Source organism: Sphaerisporangium sp. NPDC049002 (assembly GCF_040649355.1).
Classification (GTDB): Bacteria; Actinomycetota; Actinomycetes; order Streptosporangiales; family Streptosporangiaceae; genus Sphaerisporangium.
In genome coordinates this window covers 1-18,377 of the sequence record NZ_JBEZFH010000084.1, presented here as the reverse complement: position 1 = coordinate 18,377, position 18,377 = coordinate 1, and the positions used below count along the sequence as shown (strand labels likewise).

The following is an 18,377-nucleotide window of genomic DNA, read 5'->3' as shown; positions in this document are numbered from 1 at the left end:
GCGTGACCACTCGCGCGCTTCTGCCGATCGTCCTCGCAGCCGTGCTGGCGGCGGGGTGCTCGTCTGTGGACTTCTGGAAGGACCAACTCTCCGAGCCGACCCCCCAGGCGTCCAGGTCGCCCCTGGCCCTCGGGCAGACGTTCGAGGAGGACGTCCAGCTCGCGCGCACCTTCACCGAGCGTTACTGGCAGCGGAAATTCGAGGCCGCGGGCCGGATCTACCGCCCCCTGCAGGAGTTCGTGGCGTACTCCGGAGAGGACGGCCCTTCCTGCGGCGGCCAGCCCGCCGTGGCCGAGAACGCCTTCTACTGCCCGGTCGGGCACTTCGTCGCCTACGACGAGACGTGGATGCGCTCGCTCTACGACAAGCTGGGCGACGGGGCCGTGTACGTGATCATCCCTCACGAGGTCGGCCATGCCATCCAGGCGCAGCTCATGCGCGACTTCAGTCTGAGCATCCAGCGGGAGCTCCAGGCCGACTGCTACGCGGGCGGGGCGCTGAGGGGCATGATCGACTCCAATATGCTGGAGGCTGAGACCGGAGACGACGCGGAGTTGCTCACCAACCTGGCGGCGGCGGGAGACCCGAGCGAGGCGTGGTGGCGCGAGGACGCCCACGGCACTCCGATCCAGCGCCAGCGGTCGTTCGCCACCGGCTTCAACAACGGCGTCGACGCGTGCTGACCTACACCGAGATGGGGACAGACATGATCCCCGGATACACCGCCAGACGGATGTGCCGTCGCGGGGCGGTCCCTAGCCTGGCGGTGTAGGCGCGGGCCAGGGAGGTGGTCATGGGTACGGAAACCGTCCGCGGAGCCGGCTGGGCGGCCAGGGGGTCCTGCCGGGGCGCCGATCCCGAGCTGTTCTTCCCCGTCGCCCCCTTCCTCGACCTGGAGGAGCGGGCGAAGGCCATCTGCGCCACGTGCCCGGTGGTCGCCGAGTGCCGGGCCTATGCCGTGCGGGCGGGGGAGCCCGAGGGCATCTGGGGTGGCCTCACCACCGACGAGCGCCGCCGCCTGCGCTTCCCCCGGGGCTGGCGACAGAGCGCCGCCTCATGACGCGGGACGTCCCCGCCCCCCGGTTCGTGGTCGGTGACGACCCCGCCTCCGGGCGCGCCGTCGCCCGCGGCCCCGCTGCGCGTCACGGTGAAGACCCGCGCCTCCTGCCCGCGGCCGTGGCCGTGCTCGTGGCGGCCAACGTGCTCAACAACCGCGTCGCCCGGCGGCTCGCGCCCGTGACCTCGGCCCTCGCGGCGGGCACGCTGGTGGGTCTCGCCCGGCGGTCGGGCCTGTCCTGGTCCGAGATGGGGTTCGGCGGCGGGAGCAGGGGGGTGAAGATCGGAGGGGCACTGGCGGTGGCCGTGGCGGCGGTGTACTCCTGCGGCGTCCTGCTGCCTTCGACCCGGCGTTTCTTCCGCGACGAGCGGGCTCTCGGGCTGTCGCGCGCCCGCCTTGCCGAGGAGGCCCTGGTGCAGGTCCCGCTGGGCACGGTCCTGCTGGAGGAGGTGGCGTTCAGGGGAGTGCTGCCCGCCGTGCTGCGCCGCTCGTACGGGGCGGGGGTGGCCGTCGCGGGCTCCTCGGCCCTCTTCGGGCTCTGGCACGTCCTCCCGTCGCTGGACATGGTTGCGGCCAACCCGGCGCTCGGCGGCCTCGCCGACGCGGGCTCGCCCGCGAGCGGGAGGGCGAGGGTCGTCGTGGGGTCCGTCGTCTCGACCGGGCTGGCGGGGGTGTTCTTCCACGAGCTCCGGCGGCGCGGGGGACTGCCGGCGCCGTCCCTGTTCCACCTGGCCACCAACTCGCTCGGCTTCCTCGCCGCCCGGGCCGCCAGGCGCCTCGACCGGCGAGGAGGCCGGGGCGCTCAGCCCGTGGGCACGACCTGGAAGGCCTCCGCGTAGCTGCCCTCGGGAAGCCCGGCGGCCTGGGCGGTGGCCGCGAGCCAGCCCTTGACGAACTCCTCCAGCGTCTCCAGATGGGCGGTCTGGCTCTCGTGCGCACGCAGGGCCGCGATCTTGCGGTCCACGGCCGAGGTGATGTCCACGTAGTGGTTCGGCGTCGGGCCGCCCGTGAGCCACACCTCGCGGGCCGTCCACGCCTCCAGCCCCTCCTCGACCAGAAGCTCGGGGAAGGCGTACGGGTTGCGAGCGTCGGGGTAGACCGCGTCGAGCGTCGCGCCGCCGACCGCGCGGTGGTCGGGGTGGCTTGGCCCGATGCGGGCGTAGTTGCGCTCGGGCGAGGAGGTGATCACCCGGTCGGGACGTACCTGGCGGATCACGCGCGCGATGTCGCGGCGCAGGCCGAGGGTCTGTTCAACGGTGCCGTCGGCGTAGCCGAGGAAGCGCAGGTCCTTCACCCCGACCCGCCTGGCGGCCTCGGTCTGCTCGGCCCGCCGCAGCGCGGCCATGCCACCGTTGTCCAGCGCGCGGTCGAACCCTCCGGCGTCGCCGTCGGTCACGATGCAGTACACGACCTGGATACCCTTGTCGGTGAGCGTCGCGATCGTGCCCGCCGCCCCGAAGTCCACGTCGTCCGGGTGAGCGGTCACCACGAGAATCGTGCTGATGTCGGCGTCGTCCAGTGCGGTCACGATCGTCCTCCTAGGTCCACAGGGCGGTGAACAAATGACCATCTCTCGATATTTCCAGCTTGAGGCAGCGATGCCCGGCCGGTCGAGCCGTTCCGGCGGCTGGGGCGGTGCCCGAAGAGGCTCCCGTTGTCGGTGGGCGGCCCTAATCTAGGGGCGTGTCGACCCGAGCCATGAATCCCACCGTTGATCATCCGCTGCTCGACGGGCTCAACCCGCAGCAGCGTGACGCCGTCGTCCACGCGGGCAGCCCGCTCCTGATCGTCGCGGGTGCCGGTTCGGGGAAGACACGGGTGCTCACCCACCGCATCGCCTACCTGCTCTCCGAGCGCGACGTCCAGCCTCAGGAGATCCTCGCGATCACCTTCACCAACAAGGCCGCGAAGGAGATGAAGGAGCGGGTCGACAAGCTCATCGGCCCGAGGTCCAAGGCCATGTGGGTGATGACCTTCCACAGCGCCTGCGTCCGCATCCTGCGCAGGGAGGCCAAGCGGCTCGGGTTCACCTCCAGCTTCTCGATCTACGACCAGGCCGACTCCCAGCGGCTGATGGCGATGGTCTGCCGCGAGCTCGACCTCGACCCCAAGCGCTACCCGCCGCGCTCGTTCTCGGCACAGGTCAGCAACCTCAAGAACGAGCTGATCGACTACGAGACGGCGGCAGAGAAGGCGCAGACCCATCTTGAGCGCACGCTCGCCGAGGCCTACCGCGGTTACCAGCGCAGGCTCACCGAGGCCGGCGCGATGGACTTCGACGACATCATCATGCTCACGGTCACCCTGTTCCAGCTCTTCCCCGATGTGGCCGAGTACTACCGCCGCCGGTTCCGCCACGTCATGGTCGACGAGTACCAGGACACCAACCACGCGCAGTACATCCTGGTCAGGGAGCTGGTCGGCCGTCCCGAGGTGCGCACCGCCGACGGCGACCTCGTGCGGGGCTCGGTCGATCCGGCCGAGCTGTGCGTGGTGGGCGACGCCGACCAGTCGATCTACGCCTTCCGCGGCGCATCGATCCGCAACATCCTGGAGTTCGAGCGCGACTATCCGGATGCCCGCACGATTTTGCTGGAGCAGAACTACCGCTCCACCCAGACGATCCTCTCGGCCGCCAACGCCGTTATCTCGCGCAACGAGAGCCGCAAGCCCAAGAACCTCTGGTCCGACCAGGGCGCCGGGCCCAAGATCATCGGATACGTCGCCGACAACGAGCACGACGAGGCCATGTTCGTCGCCCAGGAGGTCGACCGCCTCTCCGACGAGGAGGACGTGACGCCCGGCCAGGTGGCGGTCTTCTATCGCACCAACGCCGCGTCCCGCGTGTTCGAGGAGATCTTCATCCGCACCGGCCTGCCTTACAAGGTGGTCGGGGGCGTGCGCTTCTACGAGCGCAGGGAGGTCCGCGACCTGCTGGCCTACCTGCGGGTGCTCGCCAACCCCACCGACATGGTGTCGCTGCGGCGCGTGCTCAACGTCCCCAAGCGCGGCATCGGCGACCGGGCCGAGGCGATGATCGAGGCGTTCGCCGGCCGCGAGCGCGTCGGCTTCTGGGAGGCGCTCCGGCGCGCCGACGAGGCCCCCGGCCTGGCCACCAGGTCCCTCAACGCGATCAGGGAGTTCGTCGCGCTGCTCGACGATCTGCGGAGCAAGGAACTGCCGATCTCCGAGCTGGCCGAGGAGGTCCTGTCCAGCACGGGCTACCGCACCGAGCTGGAGACCTCCGGCGACCCGCAGGACGAGAGCAGGCTGGAGAACCTCAACGAGCTGATCTCCGTGGCCCAGGAGTTCGAGGAGGCCAACCCCGAGGGCACGCTCGTCGACTTCCTGGAGCAGGTCTCGCTGGTGGCCGACGCCGACCAGATCCCCGAAGGCGAGGACCATCAGGGCGTCGTCACGCTGATGACCCTGCACACCGCCAAGGGGCTGGAGTTCCCGGTGGTGTTCCTCACCGGCCTGGAGGACGGCGTGTTCCCCCACATGCGGTCCCTCGGCGAGCCGCGCGAGCTGGAGGAGGAGCGCCGCCTGGCCTATGTCGGCATCACCCGGGCCCAGCAGCGGCTCTACGTCTCGCGTGCCGCGGTCCGCAGCTCGTGGGGGTCTCCCGCCTTCAACCCCGCGTCCCGGTTCCTCGCCGAGGTGCCGTCCGACCTGCTCGACTGGCGTAGCGATCCCGGCAAGAGCGCCTGGAGCGCCGCGACCTCGCGCCAGAGCCGCACGGCTCCGGCCCCCAAGAAGGCCGGCGGGCGCGTGATCCCGAACCTCAGCCCGGGCGACCGCGTGACGCACGACACCTTCGGGCTCGGCACCGTGGTGACCGTCGACGGCATGGCCGAGAAGACCAAGGTCAAGATCGATTTCGGCTCCGGCGGCGAGAAGACCCTTCTCCTCGCCTATGCCCCCCTTGAGAAGCTCTAAGGCCGCTTCGGCCTCGAAGGGGCCGAACGTCAAGGCCGGTGACCTTCCTCACCGGGCCTTGACGTCACGGACGCTCAGTGCACCCGCGTGGCCGCGCGGGTGATGGTGGTGGTGAAGTCGGGGGTCGTCTCCGGAAGGTCGGTGTCGATGTCGTCCTCGTCGATGACGAGGTCGGCCGGGGGCGCCGTGATGGCGACCTTCTTACCCCAGGAGGTGAAGCGGACGTCGGTGAAGAGGGACAGGTCGAGCTTGCCGGTCGACAGCGGGAAGGCCGACTGGAACCGGCGGGGAAGCTGGTCGCTTCCGACCCACAGCTTCCACGGCAGCGCGACGGTCTTCTTGACCTTGAACGACTTGGACAGATCGGCGATCACCGGCGACACCTTGGAGAGCTGGGCCAGCGTGATGGAGCCGCGGAGCAGGGTGGTCCTGGCACCGCCGACCGTGCCGCCGGCCCCCTTGGCCTTAGCGGTCCCGAGAACGGCGTTCAGCACCTTCGGCTGGAGGATGTCGATCATGCTGTTGGTGGTGCTGCCACCCTTGGGCGCGGTGGTGCGCACCCAGGTCCTGCCGGCGGGCAGGAAGTCGTCGTACAGCGGGCTCTTCAGGTAGGCCTTTCCGTCCAGCACGATCACGCGGACGGTGGCGTCGCCGCCCTCGCCGCCGAAGCTTGAGACGGTCTTGGTGTCGGACGCGTCGACGCCCGACTTCCCGAAGCGGAGGGCGCCGTACTGGCGGGTCCGGAAGAGGTCGTCCCCGTCCAGCTTCATACGCGTGGTCTCGTCGATGTGGACGGTGGTCTTCTTCGCGAACTGCGACCGCAGTGCGTCGACCGAGTTCTTGGGGGCCGCCTGGGTGGGGGCCGCATGCGCGGTGGACGGCGCGGCCATCGCCAGCGCGGGTGCCACCAGAGCGGTCGCGGCTAGGGCGATCAATCGCCTCATTGGGGGGTTCCTCCCGTTACAAGACCCTCTCCCCGTCGTCGAGGGTCCGAGCATTCTCGCGAGTCAAGATCACGAGAGAATCACGAGTCGCGCTGGACAGATGGATACTCGGCGAACTAAGGTTCGTGTACGAAATTTCAAGTACGAACTTTATGGGGGCCATGGAGGAGAAAGAGGCGACTGCGGAGATCGCTCGGCTGTATCCGGCGATCTATCGGCGGTTCAAGGCATCCGCCCGTCCCGTGGACGGATCGGGCCTGACCGCCCGCATGCACGCCGTCCTCGGGCACCTGACCGCTTCCGGCCCGCTCACCGTGGGAGAGCTGGCCGAACACCTGCGCCTTTCCAAGGCCGCGACCACCGAGCTCGTCGACCGGGTCGAGGAGCGCGGCCTGGTCGCCCGGATCCGGGACGAGCGCGACCGGCGCCGGGTCTTCGTCTGGGTGACCGACGAGGGCCGTACGGCCGCGGCTGCCGTGCGTCCGAAGGTCCTGGAGGACGACGCGCTGGCGCGGGCGGTGAAGCGGATGACCGAACAACAGAGGCAAGCGCTCGTGGAAGGACTGCGGGCACTTCTCGGAGAGGAAGAACAAGGATGAGCGTTCAGACCTGCGAAAGCTGCGGGATGCCGATGGCGACCGTCGAGGACCACGCGCCCGGCCACCCGGACGGCGCCTGGTGCGCGCACTGCGCGCCCGAGGGGACCCTGCAGCCGTTCGAGGAGCGGTTCGAGCGGATGGTGCAGTGGCAGACCCAGCGCACCGGCCAGTCGCGCGCCGAGGCCGAGACGGCCACCAAGGCGTACATGCGCACTCTGCCCGCTTGGCGCGACCACCCGGCCCTTCGCGAAGAGGCACGCTAGACGCTGAAGCGGGGGCGGTATCCCGGCCGGAGTGGACGTAGATCCACGCCGGTCCGGGTGTATGGGCAACCAATCATGACAAAAGCCGGTCAGGGGCGTCTTTTGTGAAATTTGTGGAAATTTGCTGTATCTCATTACCCGCTGCCATGGGGTAAAGACCCCCCGGCGAGCGTTCCAGGTCCCGGTGGCGGCTAGGCTTCTGAGGCCAGGCTTCCGGCAGATCGCGGGTGCCCCGAGGTCTGGCCCTCAACGTAGAGAAGAAGTCAGCCGGACAAGCAAGGACGGACCCTCGTGGACCTGTTCGAACATCAGGCGAAGGAGCTCTTCGCGGAGTATGGCATCCCGGTGCCGCGCGGCGTCGTCGCGCACACCGTGGAGGAGGCACGCGCGGCAGCAGAGCAGCTGACCGGTCGCGTTGTCGTCAAGGCCCAGGTCAAGACCGGGGGCAGGGGCAAGGCCGGAGGCGTCAAGGTCGCCTCCGACGCCGCTGACGCCGAGCAGAAGGCCACCGACATCCTCGGCATGGACATCAAGGGTCACACGGTTCACAAGGTCCTCGTCGAGGAGGCCAGCGCGATCGCGGAGGAGTACTACTTCTCCTTCCTGCTCGACCGCGCGAACCGCACCTTCCTCGCCATCTGCTCCGCCGCGGGCGGCATGGAGATCGAAGAGGTCGCGCACACGTCGCCCGACAAGGTCGCCCAGATCCCGGTCTCCCCGCTGACCGGCGTCGACCGCGGCCGGGCCCGTGAGATCGCGCAGGCCGGCGGCCTGCCCGAGGCCGCGCTCGACGGCGCCGCCGACATCATCGAGAAGATCTGGGCCGTCTTCGTCGACGAGGACGCCACCCTGGTCGAGGTGAACCCCATGATCCTGACCGAGGACGGTCAGGTGAAGGCGCTCGACGGCAAGGTCACCCTCGACGACAACGCCTCCTTCCGCCAGGCCGAGCACGGCTCCTACGCCGACAAGGCCGCGGAGGACCCGCTTGAGGCCAGGGCCAAGGAGAAGGACCTCAACTACGTCAAGCTCGACGGTTCCGTAGGAATCATCGGCAACGGCGCGGGCCTGGTCATGTCGACGCTCGATGTCGTCGCCTACGCGGGCGAGCAGTACGGCGGGCAGAAGCCGGCCAACTTCCTCGACATCGGCGGCGGCGCCTCGGCCGAGGTCATGGCCAACGGCCTGGAGATCGTCCTGTCCGACCCGAGCGTCAAGTCGGTGTTCGTGAACGTCTTCGGCGGCATCACCTCGTGTGACGCGGTCGCCAACGGCATCGTCTCGGCCTTCAAGCTGCTCGACGAACGGGGCGAGACCGTGACCCACCCCCTCGTCGTCCGGCTGGACGGCAACAACGCCACCCTCGGGCGGCAGATCCTGTCCGACGCGGCACTGGCCCGCGTCGAACTCGTCGACACGATGGACGAAGCGGCCAAGCGCGCCGCCGAGCTCGCTGCGGTAGGTGCGTAATGGCAATCTGGCTGACCGAGAACAGCAAGATCATCGTCCAGGGCATCACGGGTTCCGAGGGGTCGAAGCACACCCGTCGCATGCTCAAGGCCGGTGCCAAGGTCGTCGGCGGTACGAACCCCCGCAAGGCGGGCACGACCGTTGACTTCGACGGCGTGGAGCTGCCGGTCTTCGCGACCGTGGCCGAGGCCATGGCCGCCACGGGCGCCGACGTCACCGTGATCTTCGTCCCGCCGGCGGGCACCAAGTCCGCCGTCATCGAGGCGATCGACGCCGAGATCCCGCTCGCCGTCGTCATTACCGAGGGCGTGCCGGTCCACGACAGCACCGAGTTCTGGGCCTACGCGATCTCCAAGGGCGCCAGGACCCGCATCATCGGGCCGAACTGCCCCGGCATCGCCTCGCCCGGAGCCTCCAACGCCGGCATCATCCCGGCCGACATCACCTCGGCGGGCCGCATCGGCCTGGTGAGCAAGTCGGGCACGCTGACCTACCAGCTGATGTACGAGCTGCGCGACATCGGGTTCTCCACGGCGGTGGGCATCGGGGGCGACCCGGTGATCGGCACGACGCACATCGACGCGCTGGAGGCCTTCCAGGCCGACCCCGAGACCGAGGCGATCGTGATGATCGGCGAGATCGGCGGCGACGCCGAGGAGCGCGCGGCGGCCTACATCGAGGAGCACGTGACCAAGCCGGTCGTGGCCTACGTGGCGGGGTTCACCGCTCCGGAGGGCAAGACCATGGGCCACGCCGGGGCCATCGTCTCGGGCTCCGCGGGCACCGCCCAGGCCAAGAAGGAAGCCCTGGAGAAGGTCGGCGTCCGCGTCGGCAAGACCCCGAGCGAGACCGCCCGCCTCATGCGCGAGGTCATGCGCTCGCGCTGACGGCCCACCTCTGCACGCGCTACGCGAAGAACGCCCGGTCACATCGACCGGGCGTTCTCGCGTCCCCGGCGATCGGCGGCTCCCCGCGCGGCCGTACGACCCGGAGGCCGCCGTACGGACCGGAGCCCTCCGGACGGCCCCGGAGACCGCCGCACGGCCCGGAAGCCCAAGGTGGTCCGGAGTGGTGAAACGGGGCGCAGAGAAGGGACGCTTGATCGGTCCGGGGACAAAGGGTGCGACACGCGGGCGCGGTAGGCCCGTCCGGGCCGTACATGCTGAGACCATCGACTACTGTGACGGCCCTTCTCGACCAGCTCCGGGCGGCCCCCCGCACCGTGCTCAGCCGCATCCCCCTCGCGGGGGGCGGAAGTGACGACGACGAGGCCCGCCGTCCGCTGCCCGTCTCCGCGATGCTCGCCGCCGTCTGGACCCTGGGCGTCGGCCTCGCCGTCCTGACCACGCTCACCCTCATCGGGTGGATCGCCGCGCCGCGCGGGGCGTTCGGGCAGGGGCTTCCGGGGGTGTTCCGGGCGGCCTGCCAGGTGTGGCTGGCCGCGCACCATGCCGGGTTCGCCATTCCCGGCGGGCGGGTCGGCCTGCTGCCCCTCGGCCTGATGGTGCTGCCCGCCGCCCTGCTGTACCGCGCCGCGATCTGGATGGCGCGGGACGCCGACCTGCGGCTCCGGCTGCCCGCCCGGCTGCCGAAGGGAAGCACCAAAGACCTGGCCAACGCCCGGCGCCGTGCCCAGCTCGTGCTGATCGCCCAGGCGGGCATCTCGCTGGCCGCGCCGTACGCCCTGCTCGCCGGGATGATCGCGCTGGTCGCGCGGAACAACGTGACCCAGCCGTTCGTCGGAGAGGCCCTGCTGAGCCACCTCGTGCTGGCGTTCGTCGCGGGGTCGCTGGCGACCGCGCGCACCATCGGGCCCTGGCGTTCCATGCTCCGGCTGCTTCCCGAGCGCGCGAGGTCGGTCGTGGTCGGTACGGCGGTCGCCCTCACGACGATGCTCGCGGCCGGGCTCGTGCTCGTGCTCGCGGCGGTCGTCATGAACTTCGGGCAGGTCCAGCGGCTGTCGGATCTGCTGGCACCGGGGTTCATCGGCGGGCTGCTCCTGCTGCTCGTGGAGACGCTCTACCTCATCAACTTCGTGATCTGGGGCGTGGCGTACATCAGCGGGCCGGGTTTCGCGCTCGGCACCGGCACCCTCGTCGCGCCCACCGGCGTCCAACTCGGTACCGTGCCCGCCCTGCCGGTCCTCGGCGGGCTGCCCGACTCGGGCGTGACGTCTCCGTGGATCATGGGAGTGCTCGCGATCCCCTTCCTCGCGGGGGCGGTCGCGGGAGTGGTCGTCGCGCGTATCGCGCCGACCCCGCATTTCGAGTCGGCGCCGCTGTGGGGGTTCGTCTGCGGGCTCGCCACAGGGCTGTCGGCCGGGATGCTCGCGGCGCTCGCGGGCGGCCCGCTCGGCGGCGCCCGCCTCTCTGCCGTGGGCCCCTCCGCCTGGGAGGTGGCGCTGTCGGTCGCCCTGGAGGTCGGCGTCGCCGCGGGCATCTCCGCCGGGCTGGCCAACTGGTGGCTGATGTTCCACGGCGCCCGTGTCCCCGCGCCGGCGCCCGTGCGCAAGGCCGGGGACGCCATCGTCAAGGTGGCGAGCAAGGTGAAGCCGGCCACGCCACCCGCCGCCGACCGGCTCCCGGGACACTGGATGGACGCCACCGAGGCCGACACCCAGCCCATCCCGGTGATCCGCGCCGACTGGGCCGACGAGCACGCCTCCGCCGCCGCCGAGACCTTCGAGCCCGTCCCCGGCAAGACCCCCGCGGGGAAGGGCCTGGTCACGGGGAAGGGCCCGGCGAAGAAGGGGCCGGCCGGCACGCGGCCCGCCGCCGCGAAGGGCCGGGCTGACGGCAAGCGCGAGGAGCCCAGGCCGCCGCGCCGCGACATCGTCGACGAGTCGGACGACCGCGGCGGTCACATCATCTACGTCGATCCGTACGCCTGGGACCGCGATCCCTGATCACCGGCCGCGACCGGAGTACGGCCGCGACCAGGGACCGCCGGAAAGCGGGTGCCACACGTGGGGAAGGCGGCCTCTAGGCGTGGGCGCGTGAGCCCTCGCCGCTGGGCGACGGCTCGAACAGGACCTCGTCGGGATAACACCACGCCCAGTCCTCGCCGGGTTCGAACGACTCGGCGATCGGATGGCCGATGGTGGTGTAGTGGCGGGTCGCGTGCCGGTTGGGCGAGGAGTCGCAGCAGCCGACGTGCCCGCAGGTCAGGCAGGTGCGCAGGTGGACCCAGCGCGACCCCGTCGCAAGGCATTCCTCGCAGCCGAGGACGGTGTGCGGCTCTACGTCGCTGACGAGGTCGAGGTGCGTGCAGACGTTCACAGGATCTCCTAGAGCTTCTCGGGCATGCGCACGGTCACGCGGTCGACCTGAAGCGGTCTCCCTCCCCGGCGGGACGCCGAGGCCCCAATACCGGTATATCTCCATATGGAGGTCACGATGGCCGCCCGATCCGAGGATTACGGAGCGAAGGGAAATCTTAGACTGCCCTTCGGGATGAACGGGAGCCTACGCTCCATCCCCTGTTCGAGCCCGGTGACACACGTCTGCTGGGCGGTCGCCGTGCCCGCCCCCTTCATGCACTCGGTGTATGCGGTGAGCTCGCCGCTGAAGTACATCTGGAACCACGTCACCGACGCCGCCATGACGATCGAGAAGATCGAGATCAGCAACCCCGCTATTGGCATGATCACCGGCCGGCGCTTCGCGGACCGCGTCTTCCACGCCCGGACGCACACGATGATCGAGAAGCCGCCCAGAGCCAGGCCCAGCACGGGCATCAGCAGTGTCAACGCCAGCGCGCCTATGGAGAGCAGCAGCGCCCGGCGCCCGACCTCGACCCCCGAAGCCTCCGCGGGTGGTAGCACCTGACCTCCTCTGCGTCATGGAGCGGGCGGGCCGATACGCTGACAGCCGTACCCGTCAACGTCGCCCCGAAGGAGTGCAGCCCTGTCGGCTCGGCTCGTCGTCCTCGTCTCCGGTTCGGGGACCAACCTACAGGCCCTGATGGATGCCGCCGCTGCTGACGCGTACGGCGCTCGCGTCGTCGCCGTCGGCGCCGACCGCGATGGCATCGAGGGCCTCGCCCGCGCGCGGCGCGCGGGTCTTCCGACCTTCGTGGTCAAGCTGGCCGACTTTCCTTCCCGGGCGGCCTGGGACGAGGCACTCCGCACGGAGATCGCCTCCCACGAGCCCGACCTCGTCGTCTCGGCGGGGTTCATGAAGATCCTCGGCCCCGAGGTGCTCCAGGCCTTCTCGGTCGTGAACACCCATCCGGCCCTGCTGCCGTCGTTCCCCGGCGCGCACGCGGTCGCCGAGGCACTCGCGTACGGCGTGCGCGTGACCGGGTGCACGGTCCACCTCGTCGACGCGGGCGTGGACACCGGTCCGGTCATCGCCCAGGAGGCCGTGGCCGTGAGGGACGGGGACGACGAGGACACGCTCCACGAGCGTATCAAGATCGTCGAGCGCCGCCTGCTCGTCGAGGTCGTGGGCCGCATGGCCCGGGACGGCTGGACCGTGGCGGGCCGTCACGCCCGTCTGGGCCCGGCTCCAGACCCGGTGCCGGAAGCTCCGGGCGAGCCGGTTTCTCTGAGCCAGTCGCAATCTCCGGCCCGTCCAGGAGCCCTGGGTCTGCCGGAAACAGGGAGGAGCACGAAGTGACCCGCATCGCCATCCGGCGCGCGCTGATCACGGTATATGACAAGTCCGGGCTGGAGGAGCTCGCCCGGGCTCTGGACGCCGCGGGCGTCGAGATCGTGTCCACGGGGGGCACGGCGTCGAAGATCGCCTCGTTCGGCGTGCCGGTGACCCCCGTCGAGTCGCTGACCGGCTTCCCCGAGTGCCTCGGAGGCCGGGTCAAGACCCTGCACCCCAGGGTGCACGCGGGCCTTCTGGCCGACGGCTCGAACCCCTCCCACGTCAAGCAGCTCGAAGAGCTGGAGATCGAGCCGTTCGAGCTGGTCGTGGTCAACCTCTACCCCTTCCAGGAGACGGTGGCCTCCGGGGCGTCCGAGCCCGAGTGCGTGGAGCAGATCGACATCGGCGGCCCCGCCATGATCCGGGCGGCGGCCAAGAACCACGGCACGGTGGCCGTGGTCGTCGACCCGCGCGGGTACGGCGACGTGCTGAGGGCCATCGAGGAGGGCGGCTTCACCGAGCCCCAGCGCCGCCGGCTCGCCGCCCAGGCCTACGCGGCCACCGCCTCGTACGACACGGCCGTGGCCTCGTGGTTCTCCAGTGTGTACGCCGCGGGCGACGAGAGCGCGTGGCCGTCGTTCATGGGCGCGGCCTGGAAGCGCAGGGCCGTGCTCCGGTACGGCGAGAACCCCCACCAGGGCGCCGCGCTGTACTCCGGCGGCCAGGACGGCCTCGCCAACGCCGAGCAGTTGCACGGCAAGGAGATGTCCTACAACAACTACGTCGACGCGGACGCCGCCTGGCGGGCCGCGTGGGACTTCTCCGAGCCCGCCGTCGCGATCATCAAGCACGCCAACCCGTGCGGCCTCGCGGTCGGCTCCGACGTGGCCGAGGCCCATCGCAAGGCCCACGAGTGCGACCCGGTGTCGGCGTACGGCGGCGTGATCGCGGTGAACGGCGAGGTGACCGAGGAACTGGCCGAGCAGATCGCGCCGATCTTCACCGAGGTCGTCGTGGCCCCCTCGTTCGCTCCCGAGGCGCTGGCCGTGCTCACCAAGAAGAAGAACATCCGGCTGCTGCGCTGCCCCTCCGGCCCGTCCAACCCGGCCGAGTTCCGCCGCGTCGACGGCGGCCTCCTCGTCCAGACGGTCGACCGGGTGGACGCCCCCGGCGACGACCCGTCCACGTGGGAGCTCAGGGCGGGGGAGGCGGCCTCGCCCGAGACGCTCGCGGACCTGGCGTTCGCGTGGAGGTCCTGCCGCTCGGTGAAGTCGAACGCGATCCTGCTCGCGCACGACGGGGCCACGGTGGGCGTGGGCATGGGCCAGGTCAACCGGGTCGACTCGGCCCACCTGGCCGTGTCGCGCGCCGGTGACCGCGCGCGAGGGGCCGTGGCGGCCTCCGACGCGTTCTTCCCCTTCGCCGACGGGCTCCAGGTCCTCATCGACGCGGGGGTCAAGGCGGTCGTCGAGCCCGGGGGGTCGATCCGCGACGAGGAGGTCATCGAGGCCGCCTCCAAGGCGGGGATCACCCTCTACTTCACCGGCACCCGCCACTTCTTCCACTGAGGACGCCCGCTCCAGGGGCACGGATCGCCCGTCCCCTGGAACAATCTTGGACACGCCGGTAACAAGCACGCGTCCGCGTCCACTTCCCAGTGTCAGAAGACGAATACCTGGGACGAAGGGGGCGGGCGGTGACGGACGACTCTCAACGGTTCACCACCATGTACGACGAGTGCCGGCAGAGCGTGTGGGCTTACGTGGTCAGCCGAGCGGGCCGGCAGGTCGCCGACGAAGTGGTCAGCGAGACGTTCGCGATCGCCTGGCGCAGGTTCGACGACGTGCCCGACCCGGCGCTGCCGTGGCTGCTGGGGGTGGCCCGTAACGTGCTGCGCGACAACATCCGCGCGGAGATCAAGCGGGAGTCGCTCGCGGGCGAGTTGCGCGCCTGGACCGAGGGAGACCACGCCGAGCAGGTGGCCGAGCGCCTGGCCGTCATCACGGCGCTGGCCTCCCTGCCCGAGGACGACCGCGAGATCCTCGTCCTGGTCGCCTGGCAGGGCCTCACCCCGCGCGACGCCGCGCGCGTCGTCGGCTGCTCCCCGGCGGCCTTCCGCGTACGGCTGCACCGCGCGCGCAGGCGGCTGGAACGAGCCGTGGAGGCGTCGCCGGTCGCGGTCCCCCGGTCCCGGGTACGGAACCTCACCGAGGAGTGGTCATGAACCCGATGGACCAACTACGGGCCGCGCGCCCCGCGCATCTCGACACCCCCGTGGACGAGGCCACCAGGGCCTCCGAGCTCTCGTACGCCATGGCGGGGGCAAGGACGCGGCGCACCCGTAGGATCGCCAAGCCGGTCTGGGGAGGACTGGCCCTGGCGGGGGCGGCCACCGTCACGGCCGTCGCCGTCGCGGTCTCCGGGACCGGTGGCACGACGCCGCGCGCCCCCTCCCTGTCGGAGGCCGCCCCGTCCAGCGCGGGGACGACTCCGGTGATCCGGCTCTCCGCGCAGCGGATCCTGCTCGCCGCCGCCGATTCGTCGCTCAGAGCGCGTGTGTCGACCGGGGCGTACTGGTATGTCGACAGCGTGATCGGGAGCGCCTACGAAGCGGGCACCCAGACGCGCTACCTGGTGCACTCCACGACCTCCCACCGGCTGTGGATCGCCAGGTCGCCGCGGGGGGAGAGCTGGTTCGTGGACCGCAACCTCGGGACCAGGCCCGCCAAGGGGGCGGAGGACGCCTGGGCGCGCGACGGTTCGCCGGCGAAGTGGTCGGTGGAGCTCCCCAAGCCGAAGGCGGACGACAAGAACGCCCTCGGGCGGATGGAGCTGGACTCCACGCCCGGCAGGCCGTTCGGCAACCCCGTCAACGACGGCGACAAGGTGTTCGAGCTCGCGGGCGGCAATGTGTCGGTGGCCGATCTCCAGGCGCTGCCCACCACGGCGAAGGCCCTGAAGCAGCGGCTGCTCGAAGGCTACGCGGGGCACGGCACCGAGTCCGACGACCCGCAGGACGCGGACTCCTGGCTCTACCAGGTGACATCAGGGCTGCTTCGCGACATGCCGGTCAAGCCCGCCGTTCGCGCCGCCGCCTACAAGGTGCTCGCCGGGCTTGGCGGCGTGCGGTCGCTGGGCGAGGTGACCGACACGCTCGGCCGCACCGGGCAGGGGATCGCGCGCCCCGAGAACTGGTCAGGAGGCCGGTTCGAGCGGCAGCTCATCATCGATCCCGAGACCGGCATCCTGCTGACCGACCAGATCGTGGCGGTGCGGGCGACCGGGGGGTACGCCTGGGCGAAGCCGGGCACTCCGATCTGGTGGGAGGCCACGAGGGAGGCCGCCTGGACCGACAAGGCTCCCGAGAAGCCGTAGCCGGCGAGTCCCCCGCGAAGCCGTAGCCGGCGAGGGTCCCGGGAAACCCGAGTGGAGGAGCCGCCGCGGCGGCGTCGTAGTTCGCGGTGCCGCCCCCGTGCCTGTCGAAGGACATGGCCGGGGGCGCCCGTTTCTGGGGTACCCCTAGGGCGTGGCCCGGCCGGTCTACCGTATTCATCGTGGCGGCGACGTCTTTTCGCCGGCCGCCGGGTCTACCCGTAGAGATGGCGCAGGTGCCGTTCGACTCACGTCCGAAGGAGAACCTCGTGGAACTGCCGGCGATCACGTCACGCGAAGAATGGCGCAAGGCCCGGGAAGCGCTGCTTGTGAAGGAGAAGGAGGCCAGCCGCGCGAGGGACGCCCTCAACGCCGAGCGCCGGGCCCTGCCCATGGTCGAGATCGACAAGGAGTACGTCTTACAGGGGCCGCACGGCGAGGCCCGCCTGATCGATCTGTTCGACGGCCGCCGCCAGCTCATGGTCTACCACTTCATGTGGATCCACGACGCCGACGAGGGGTGCACGAGCTGCTCGTTCCTCGTCGACCACGTCGGCGACCTGCGGCACCTGCACAGCTGCGACACCTCGCTGGCGCTGGTCTCGCGGGCGCCGCTGGCCTCCATCGAGCGGTTCAGGAAGCGCATGGGCTGGAGCGTGCCGTGGTACTCCTCCGAGGGCGGCGACTTCAACTACGACTTCCACGCCAGCAACGACGAGGCCGTGGCCCCCGTGGAGTACAACTACATGGACAAGGCCACCCTTGAGGCCAAGGGCATGCAGTTCTTCACGCAGGGCGACGGGCACGGCCTGAGCGTCTTCCTGCGCGACGGCGACCGCGTCTTCCACACCTACTCGACGTACGGGCGCGGGCCCGAGGTCCTGCTGAACACCTACAACTACCTCGACCTGACCCCCCTCGGCCGTCAGAAGTACGTCAACGAGTTCCCCCACCACGACCGGTACGACGACGGCGAGCCGGCCGCCTGCCACTGAGCGGCAGGCCATGCCCCGCCCCCTCAGAGCGCGGCCTGAGGGGGCGGCATGGGAGGATGGCGAGTTGTGAGCGCGCAGATTCTCGACGGCAGGGCCACCGCGGCCAAGATCAAGGGCGACCTGGCGGAGCGGGTGAGCAGGCTCGCCGCCCAGGGCATCACGCCGGGTCTCGGCACGATCCTTGTAGGCGACGACCCGGGCAGCCAGATCTACGTCGCGGGCAAGCACCGTGACTGCGCGGAGGTCGGCATCGCCTCGATCCGCAAGGATCTTCCCGACACCGCCACCCAGGCCGAGGTGGAGGCGGCGATCGACGAGCTCAACGCCGATCCCGCCTGCACGGGCTACATCGTGCAGCTCCCGCTGCCCCGCCACCTCGACACCCAGTCGCTGATCGAGCGTATGGACCCGTCGAAGGACGCCGACGGCCTGCATCCGGTCAACCTCGGCCGCCTCGTCCACATGGTCGACGCCCCGCTTCCCTGCACGCCCCGCGGCATCGTGGCGCTCCTGCAGGAGTACGGCGTGCAGATCAAGGGCGCCGACGTCACCGTCATCGGCCGCGGCATCACCGTCGGCCGCCCGCTCGGCCTGCTGCTGACCCGCCGCACCGAGAACGCCACCGTGACCCTCTGCCACACCGGCACCCACGACCTCCCCTCCCGCGTGCGCGAGGCCGACATCGTCGTGGCCGCCGCCGGGGTCCCCGGGCTGATCACGGCCGAGATGGTGAAGCCAGGGGCCGCCGTGCTCGACGTCGGCGTCTCCCGGGTCGACGGCAAGCTCGCGGGCGACGTGGCGCCGGGCGTCAAGGAGGTCGCCGGGTTCGTCGCCCCGAACCCCGGCGGCGTCGGCCCGATGACCCGCGCGATGCTGCTCACCAACGTCGTCGAGGCCGCCGAGCGCCTCGCCCGGTAGCCCGCCCACCAACGTCGCCGAGGCCGCCGGGCCCCCGCTCACCCCGATGGGGAGGTGGGCCACCGGTAGAGGTGTTCGGGGCGGCCGGTGGTGCCGTAGCGCAGGGCCACGGTGATCCGGCCGTCGGCCGCCCGGCGGGCAGCTGACCACCTCCACCCCGTCCGGCGACGTCGTGATCAGCTGGCACAACCAGCCGACGATGGGCTCGATAAGGCCCGTCCTGGC

General features: G+C 70.7%; 19 protein-coding genes. 15 read left to right on the top strand and 4 right to left on the bottom strand.

Annotated elements, in window-relative coordinates:
• Positions 1-2 precede the first annotated feature (2 nt).
• The 3 genes from AB0B89_RS18320 to AB0B89_RS18310 all read left to right on the top strand — a co-directional run bounded on the left by AB0B89_RS18320 (position 3) and on the right by AB0B89_RS18310 (position 1,896).
• Positions 3-683 carry a neutral zinc metallopeptidase gene (locus AB0B89_RS18320; RefSeq protein WP_358553764.1) on the top strand — a complete coding sequence of 227 codons (681 nt, stop codon included), beginning with the start codon at positions 3-5 and terminating at the stop codon, positions 681-683.
• A gap of 110 nt (positions 684-793) precedes the next feature.
• Positions 794-1,060, top strand: coding sequence for a WhiB family transcriptional regulator (locus AB0B89_RS18315; RefSeq protein ID WP_358553762.1), 267 nt, complete (start codon positions 794-796; stop codon positions 1,058-1,060).
• Positions 1,057-1,896, top strand: a complete 840-nt coding sequence (locus AB0B89_RS18310; RefSeq protein WP_358553760.1) for a CPBP family intramembrane glutamic endopeptidase — start codon at positions 1,057-1,059, stop codon at positions 1,894-1,896. Before AB0B89_RS18315 ends, AB0B89_RS18310 begins: the two co-directional genes overlap by 4 nt.
• On the opposite strand, the gene AB0B89_RS18305 is transcribed toward AB0B89_RS18310, so the two are convergent.
• Complete coding sequence (locus AB0B89_RS18305) at positions 1,860-2,588, bottom strand: PIG-L deacetylase family protein (RefSeq protein ID WP_358553793.1); 729 nt, start codon at positions 2,586-2,588, stop codon at positions 1,860-1,862. The genes AB0B89_RS18310 and AB0B89_RS18305 overlap by 37 nt on opposite strands.
• A gap of 167 nt (positions 2,589-2,755) precedes the next feature.
• Here AB0B89_RS18305 and pcrA point away from each other — a divergent pair, with 167 nt between their 5' ends.
• A complete protein-coding gene (gene pcrA / locus AB0B89_RS18300) occupies positions 2,756-4,996 on the top strand; it encodes a DNA helicase PcrA (RefSeq protein ID WP_358553791.1) in 2,241 nt (746 codons plus the stop codon).
• A 74-nt stretch (positions 4,997-5,070) separates the two neighbouring features.
• Here pcrA and AB0B89_RS18295 read toward each other — a convergent pair whose 3' ends face one another.
• Positions 5,071-5,940: a hypothetical protein gene (locus AB0B89_RS18295; protein WP_358553759.1), complete on the bottom strand. Its 870-nt coding sequence runs from the start codon at positions 5,938-5,940 to the stop codon at positions 5,071-5,073.
• A gap of 161 nt (positions 5,941-6,101) precedes the next feature.
• Here AB0B89_RS18295 and AB0B89_RS18290 point away from each other — a divergent pair, with 161 nt between their 5' ends.
• The 5 genes from AB0B89_RS18290 (at position 6,102) to AB0B89_RS18270 (ending at position 11,177) form a co-directional block, all read left to right on the top strand.
• Entirely contained in the window at positions 6,102-6,539 is a 438-nt protein-coding gene (locus tag AB0B89_RS18290) for a MarR family winged helix-turn-helix transcriptional regulator (RefSeq protein ID WP_358553757.1), read from the top strand.
• Positions 6,536-6,802: a zinc ribbon domain-containing protein gene (locus AB0B89_RS18285; protein ID WP_358553755.1), complete on the top strand. Its 267-nt coding sequence runs from the start codon at positions 6,536-6,538 to the stop codon at positions 6,800-6,802. The genes AB0B89_RS18290 and AB0B89_RS18285 overlap by 4 nt, the downstream gene beginning before the upstream one ends.
• Before the next feature lie 291 nt (positions 6,803-7,093).
• Positions 7,094-8,272: an ADP-forming succinate--CoA ligase subunit beta gene (gene sucC, locus AB0B89_RS18280; RefSeq protein ID WP_358553753.1), complete on the top strand. Its 1,179-nt coding sequence runs from the start codon at positions 7,094-7,096 to the stop codon at positions 8,270-8,272.
• Positions 8,272-9,159, top strand: coding sequence for a succinate--CoA ligase subunit alpha (gene sucD, locus AB0B89_RS18275; protein WP_358553751.1), 888 nt, complete (start codon positions 8,272-8,274; stop codon positions 9,157-9,159). The genes sucC and sucD overlap by 1 nt, the downstream gene beginning before the upstream one ends.
• A 293-nt stretch (positions 9,160-9,452) precedes the next feature.
• Positions 9,453-11,177: a DUF6350 family protein gene (locus tag AB0B89_RS18270; RefSeq protein ID WP_358553749.1), complete on the top strand. Its 1,725-nt coding sequence runs from the start codon at positions 9,453-9,455 to the stop codon at positions 11,175-11,177.
• 76 nt (positions 11,178-11,253) lie between these two features.
• Here the strand turns inward: AB0B89_RS18270 and AB0B89_RS18265 are convergent, their stop codons facing one another.
• On the bottom strand, positions 11,254-11,550 hold the full coding sequence (locus AB0B89_RS18265; protein WP_358553747.1) for a UBP-type zinc finger domain-containing protein: 297 nt from the start codon (positions 11,548-11,550) through the stop codon (positions 11,254-11,256).
• Positions 11,551-11,687: 137 nt separating this feature from the next.
• Positions 11,688-12,095: a hypothetical protein gene (locus AB0B89_RS18260; RefSeq protein WP_358553745.1), complete on the bottom strand. Its 408-nt coding sequence runs from the start codon at positions 12,093-12,095 to the stop codon at positions 11,688-11,690.
• 82 nt (positions 12,096-12,177) lie between these two features.
• On the opposite strand from AB0B89_RS18260, the gene purN reads away from it, so the two are divergent.
• The 6 genes from purN to AB0B89_RS18230 all read left to right on the top strand — a co-directional run bounded on the left by purN (position 12,178) and on the right by AB0B89_RS18230 (position 18,152).
• Complete coding sequence (gene purN / locus AB0B89_RS18255; RefSeq protein ID WP_358553789.1) at positions 12,178-12,891, top strand: phosphoribosylglycinamide formyltransferase; 714 nt, start codon at positions 12,178-12,180, stop codon at positions 12,889-12,891.
• Positions 12,888-14,435, top strand: a complete 1,548-nt coding sequence (purH, locus tag AB0B89_RS18250) for a bifunctional phosphoribosylaminoimidazolecarboxamide formyltransferase/IMP cyclohydrolase (protein ID WP_358553743.1) — start codon at positions 12,888-12,890, stop codon at positions 14,433-14,435. The genes purN and purH overlap by 4 nt, the downstream gene beginning before the upstream one ends.
• A 128-nt stretch (positions 14,436-14,563) precedes the next feature.
• Positions 14,564-15,091: a sigma-70 family RNA polymerase sigma factor gene (locus AB0B89_RS18245; protein WP_358553741.1), complete on the top strand. Its 528-nt coding sequence runs from the start codon at positions 14,564-14,566 to the stop codon at positions 15,089-15,091.
• Positions 15,088-16,242 carry a CU044_5270 family protein gene (locus AB0B89_RS18240; RefSeq protein ID WP_358553739.1) on the top strand — a complete coding sequence of 385 codons (1,155 nt, stop codon included), beginning with the start codon at positions 15,088-15,090 and terminating at the stop codon, positions 16,240-16,242. The genes AB0B89_RS18245 and AB0B89_RS18240 overlap by 4 nt, the downstream gene beginning before the upstream one ends.
• 266 nt (positions 16,243-16,508) lie before the next feature.
• Positions 16,509-17,234: a DUF899 domain-containing protein gene (locus AB0B89_RS18235; RefSeq protein ID WP_358553737.1), complete on the top strand. Its 726-nt coding sequence runs from the start codon at positions 16,509-16,511 to the stop codon at positions 17,232-17,234.
• A gap of 66 nt (positions 17,235-17,300) precedes the next feature.
• Positions 17,301-18,152, top strand: coding sequence for a bifunctional methylenetetrahydrofolate dehydrogenase/methenyltetrahydrofolate cyclohydrolase (locus tag AB0B89_RS18230; RefSeq protein WP_358553735.1), 852 nt, complete (start codon positions 17,301-17,303; stop codon positions 18,150-18,152).
• The last annotated feature ends 225 nt before the right edge of the window (positions 18,153-18,377 follow it).

Coding starts and splice junctions, on each gene's coding strand:
- AB0B89_RS18315 (WP_358553762.1), top strand. CDS start 794: ATGGGTACGGAAACCGTCCGCGGAGCCGGCTGGGCGGCCAGGGGGTCC.
- AB0B89_RS18310 (WP_358553760.1), top strand. CDS start 1,057: ATGACGCGGGACGTCCCCGCCCCCCGGTTCGTGGTCGGTGACGACCCC.
- pcrA (WP_358553791.1), top strand. CDS start 2,756: ATGAATCCCACCGTTGATCATCCGCTGCTCGACGGGCTCAACCCGCAG.
- AB0B89_RS18295 (WP_358553759.1), bottom strand. CDS start 5,940: ATGAGGCGATTGATCGCCCTAGCCGCGACCGCTCTGGTGGCACCCGCG.
- AB0B89_RS18290 (WP_358553757.1), top strand. CDS start 6,102: ATGGAGGAGAAAGAGGCGACTGCGGAGATCGCTCGGCTGTATCCGGCG.
- AB0B89_RS18285 (WP_358553755.1), top strand. CDS start 6,536: ATGAGCGTTCAGACCTGCGAAAGCTGCGGGATGCCGATGGCGACCGTC.
- sucD (WP_358553751.1), top strand. CDS start 8,272: ATGGCAATCTGGCTGACCGAGAACAGCAAGATCATCGTCCAGGGCATC.
- AB0B89_RS18240 (WP_358553739.1), top strand. CDS start 15,088: ATGAACCCGATGGACCAACTACGGGCCGCGCGCCCCGCGCATCTCGAC.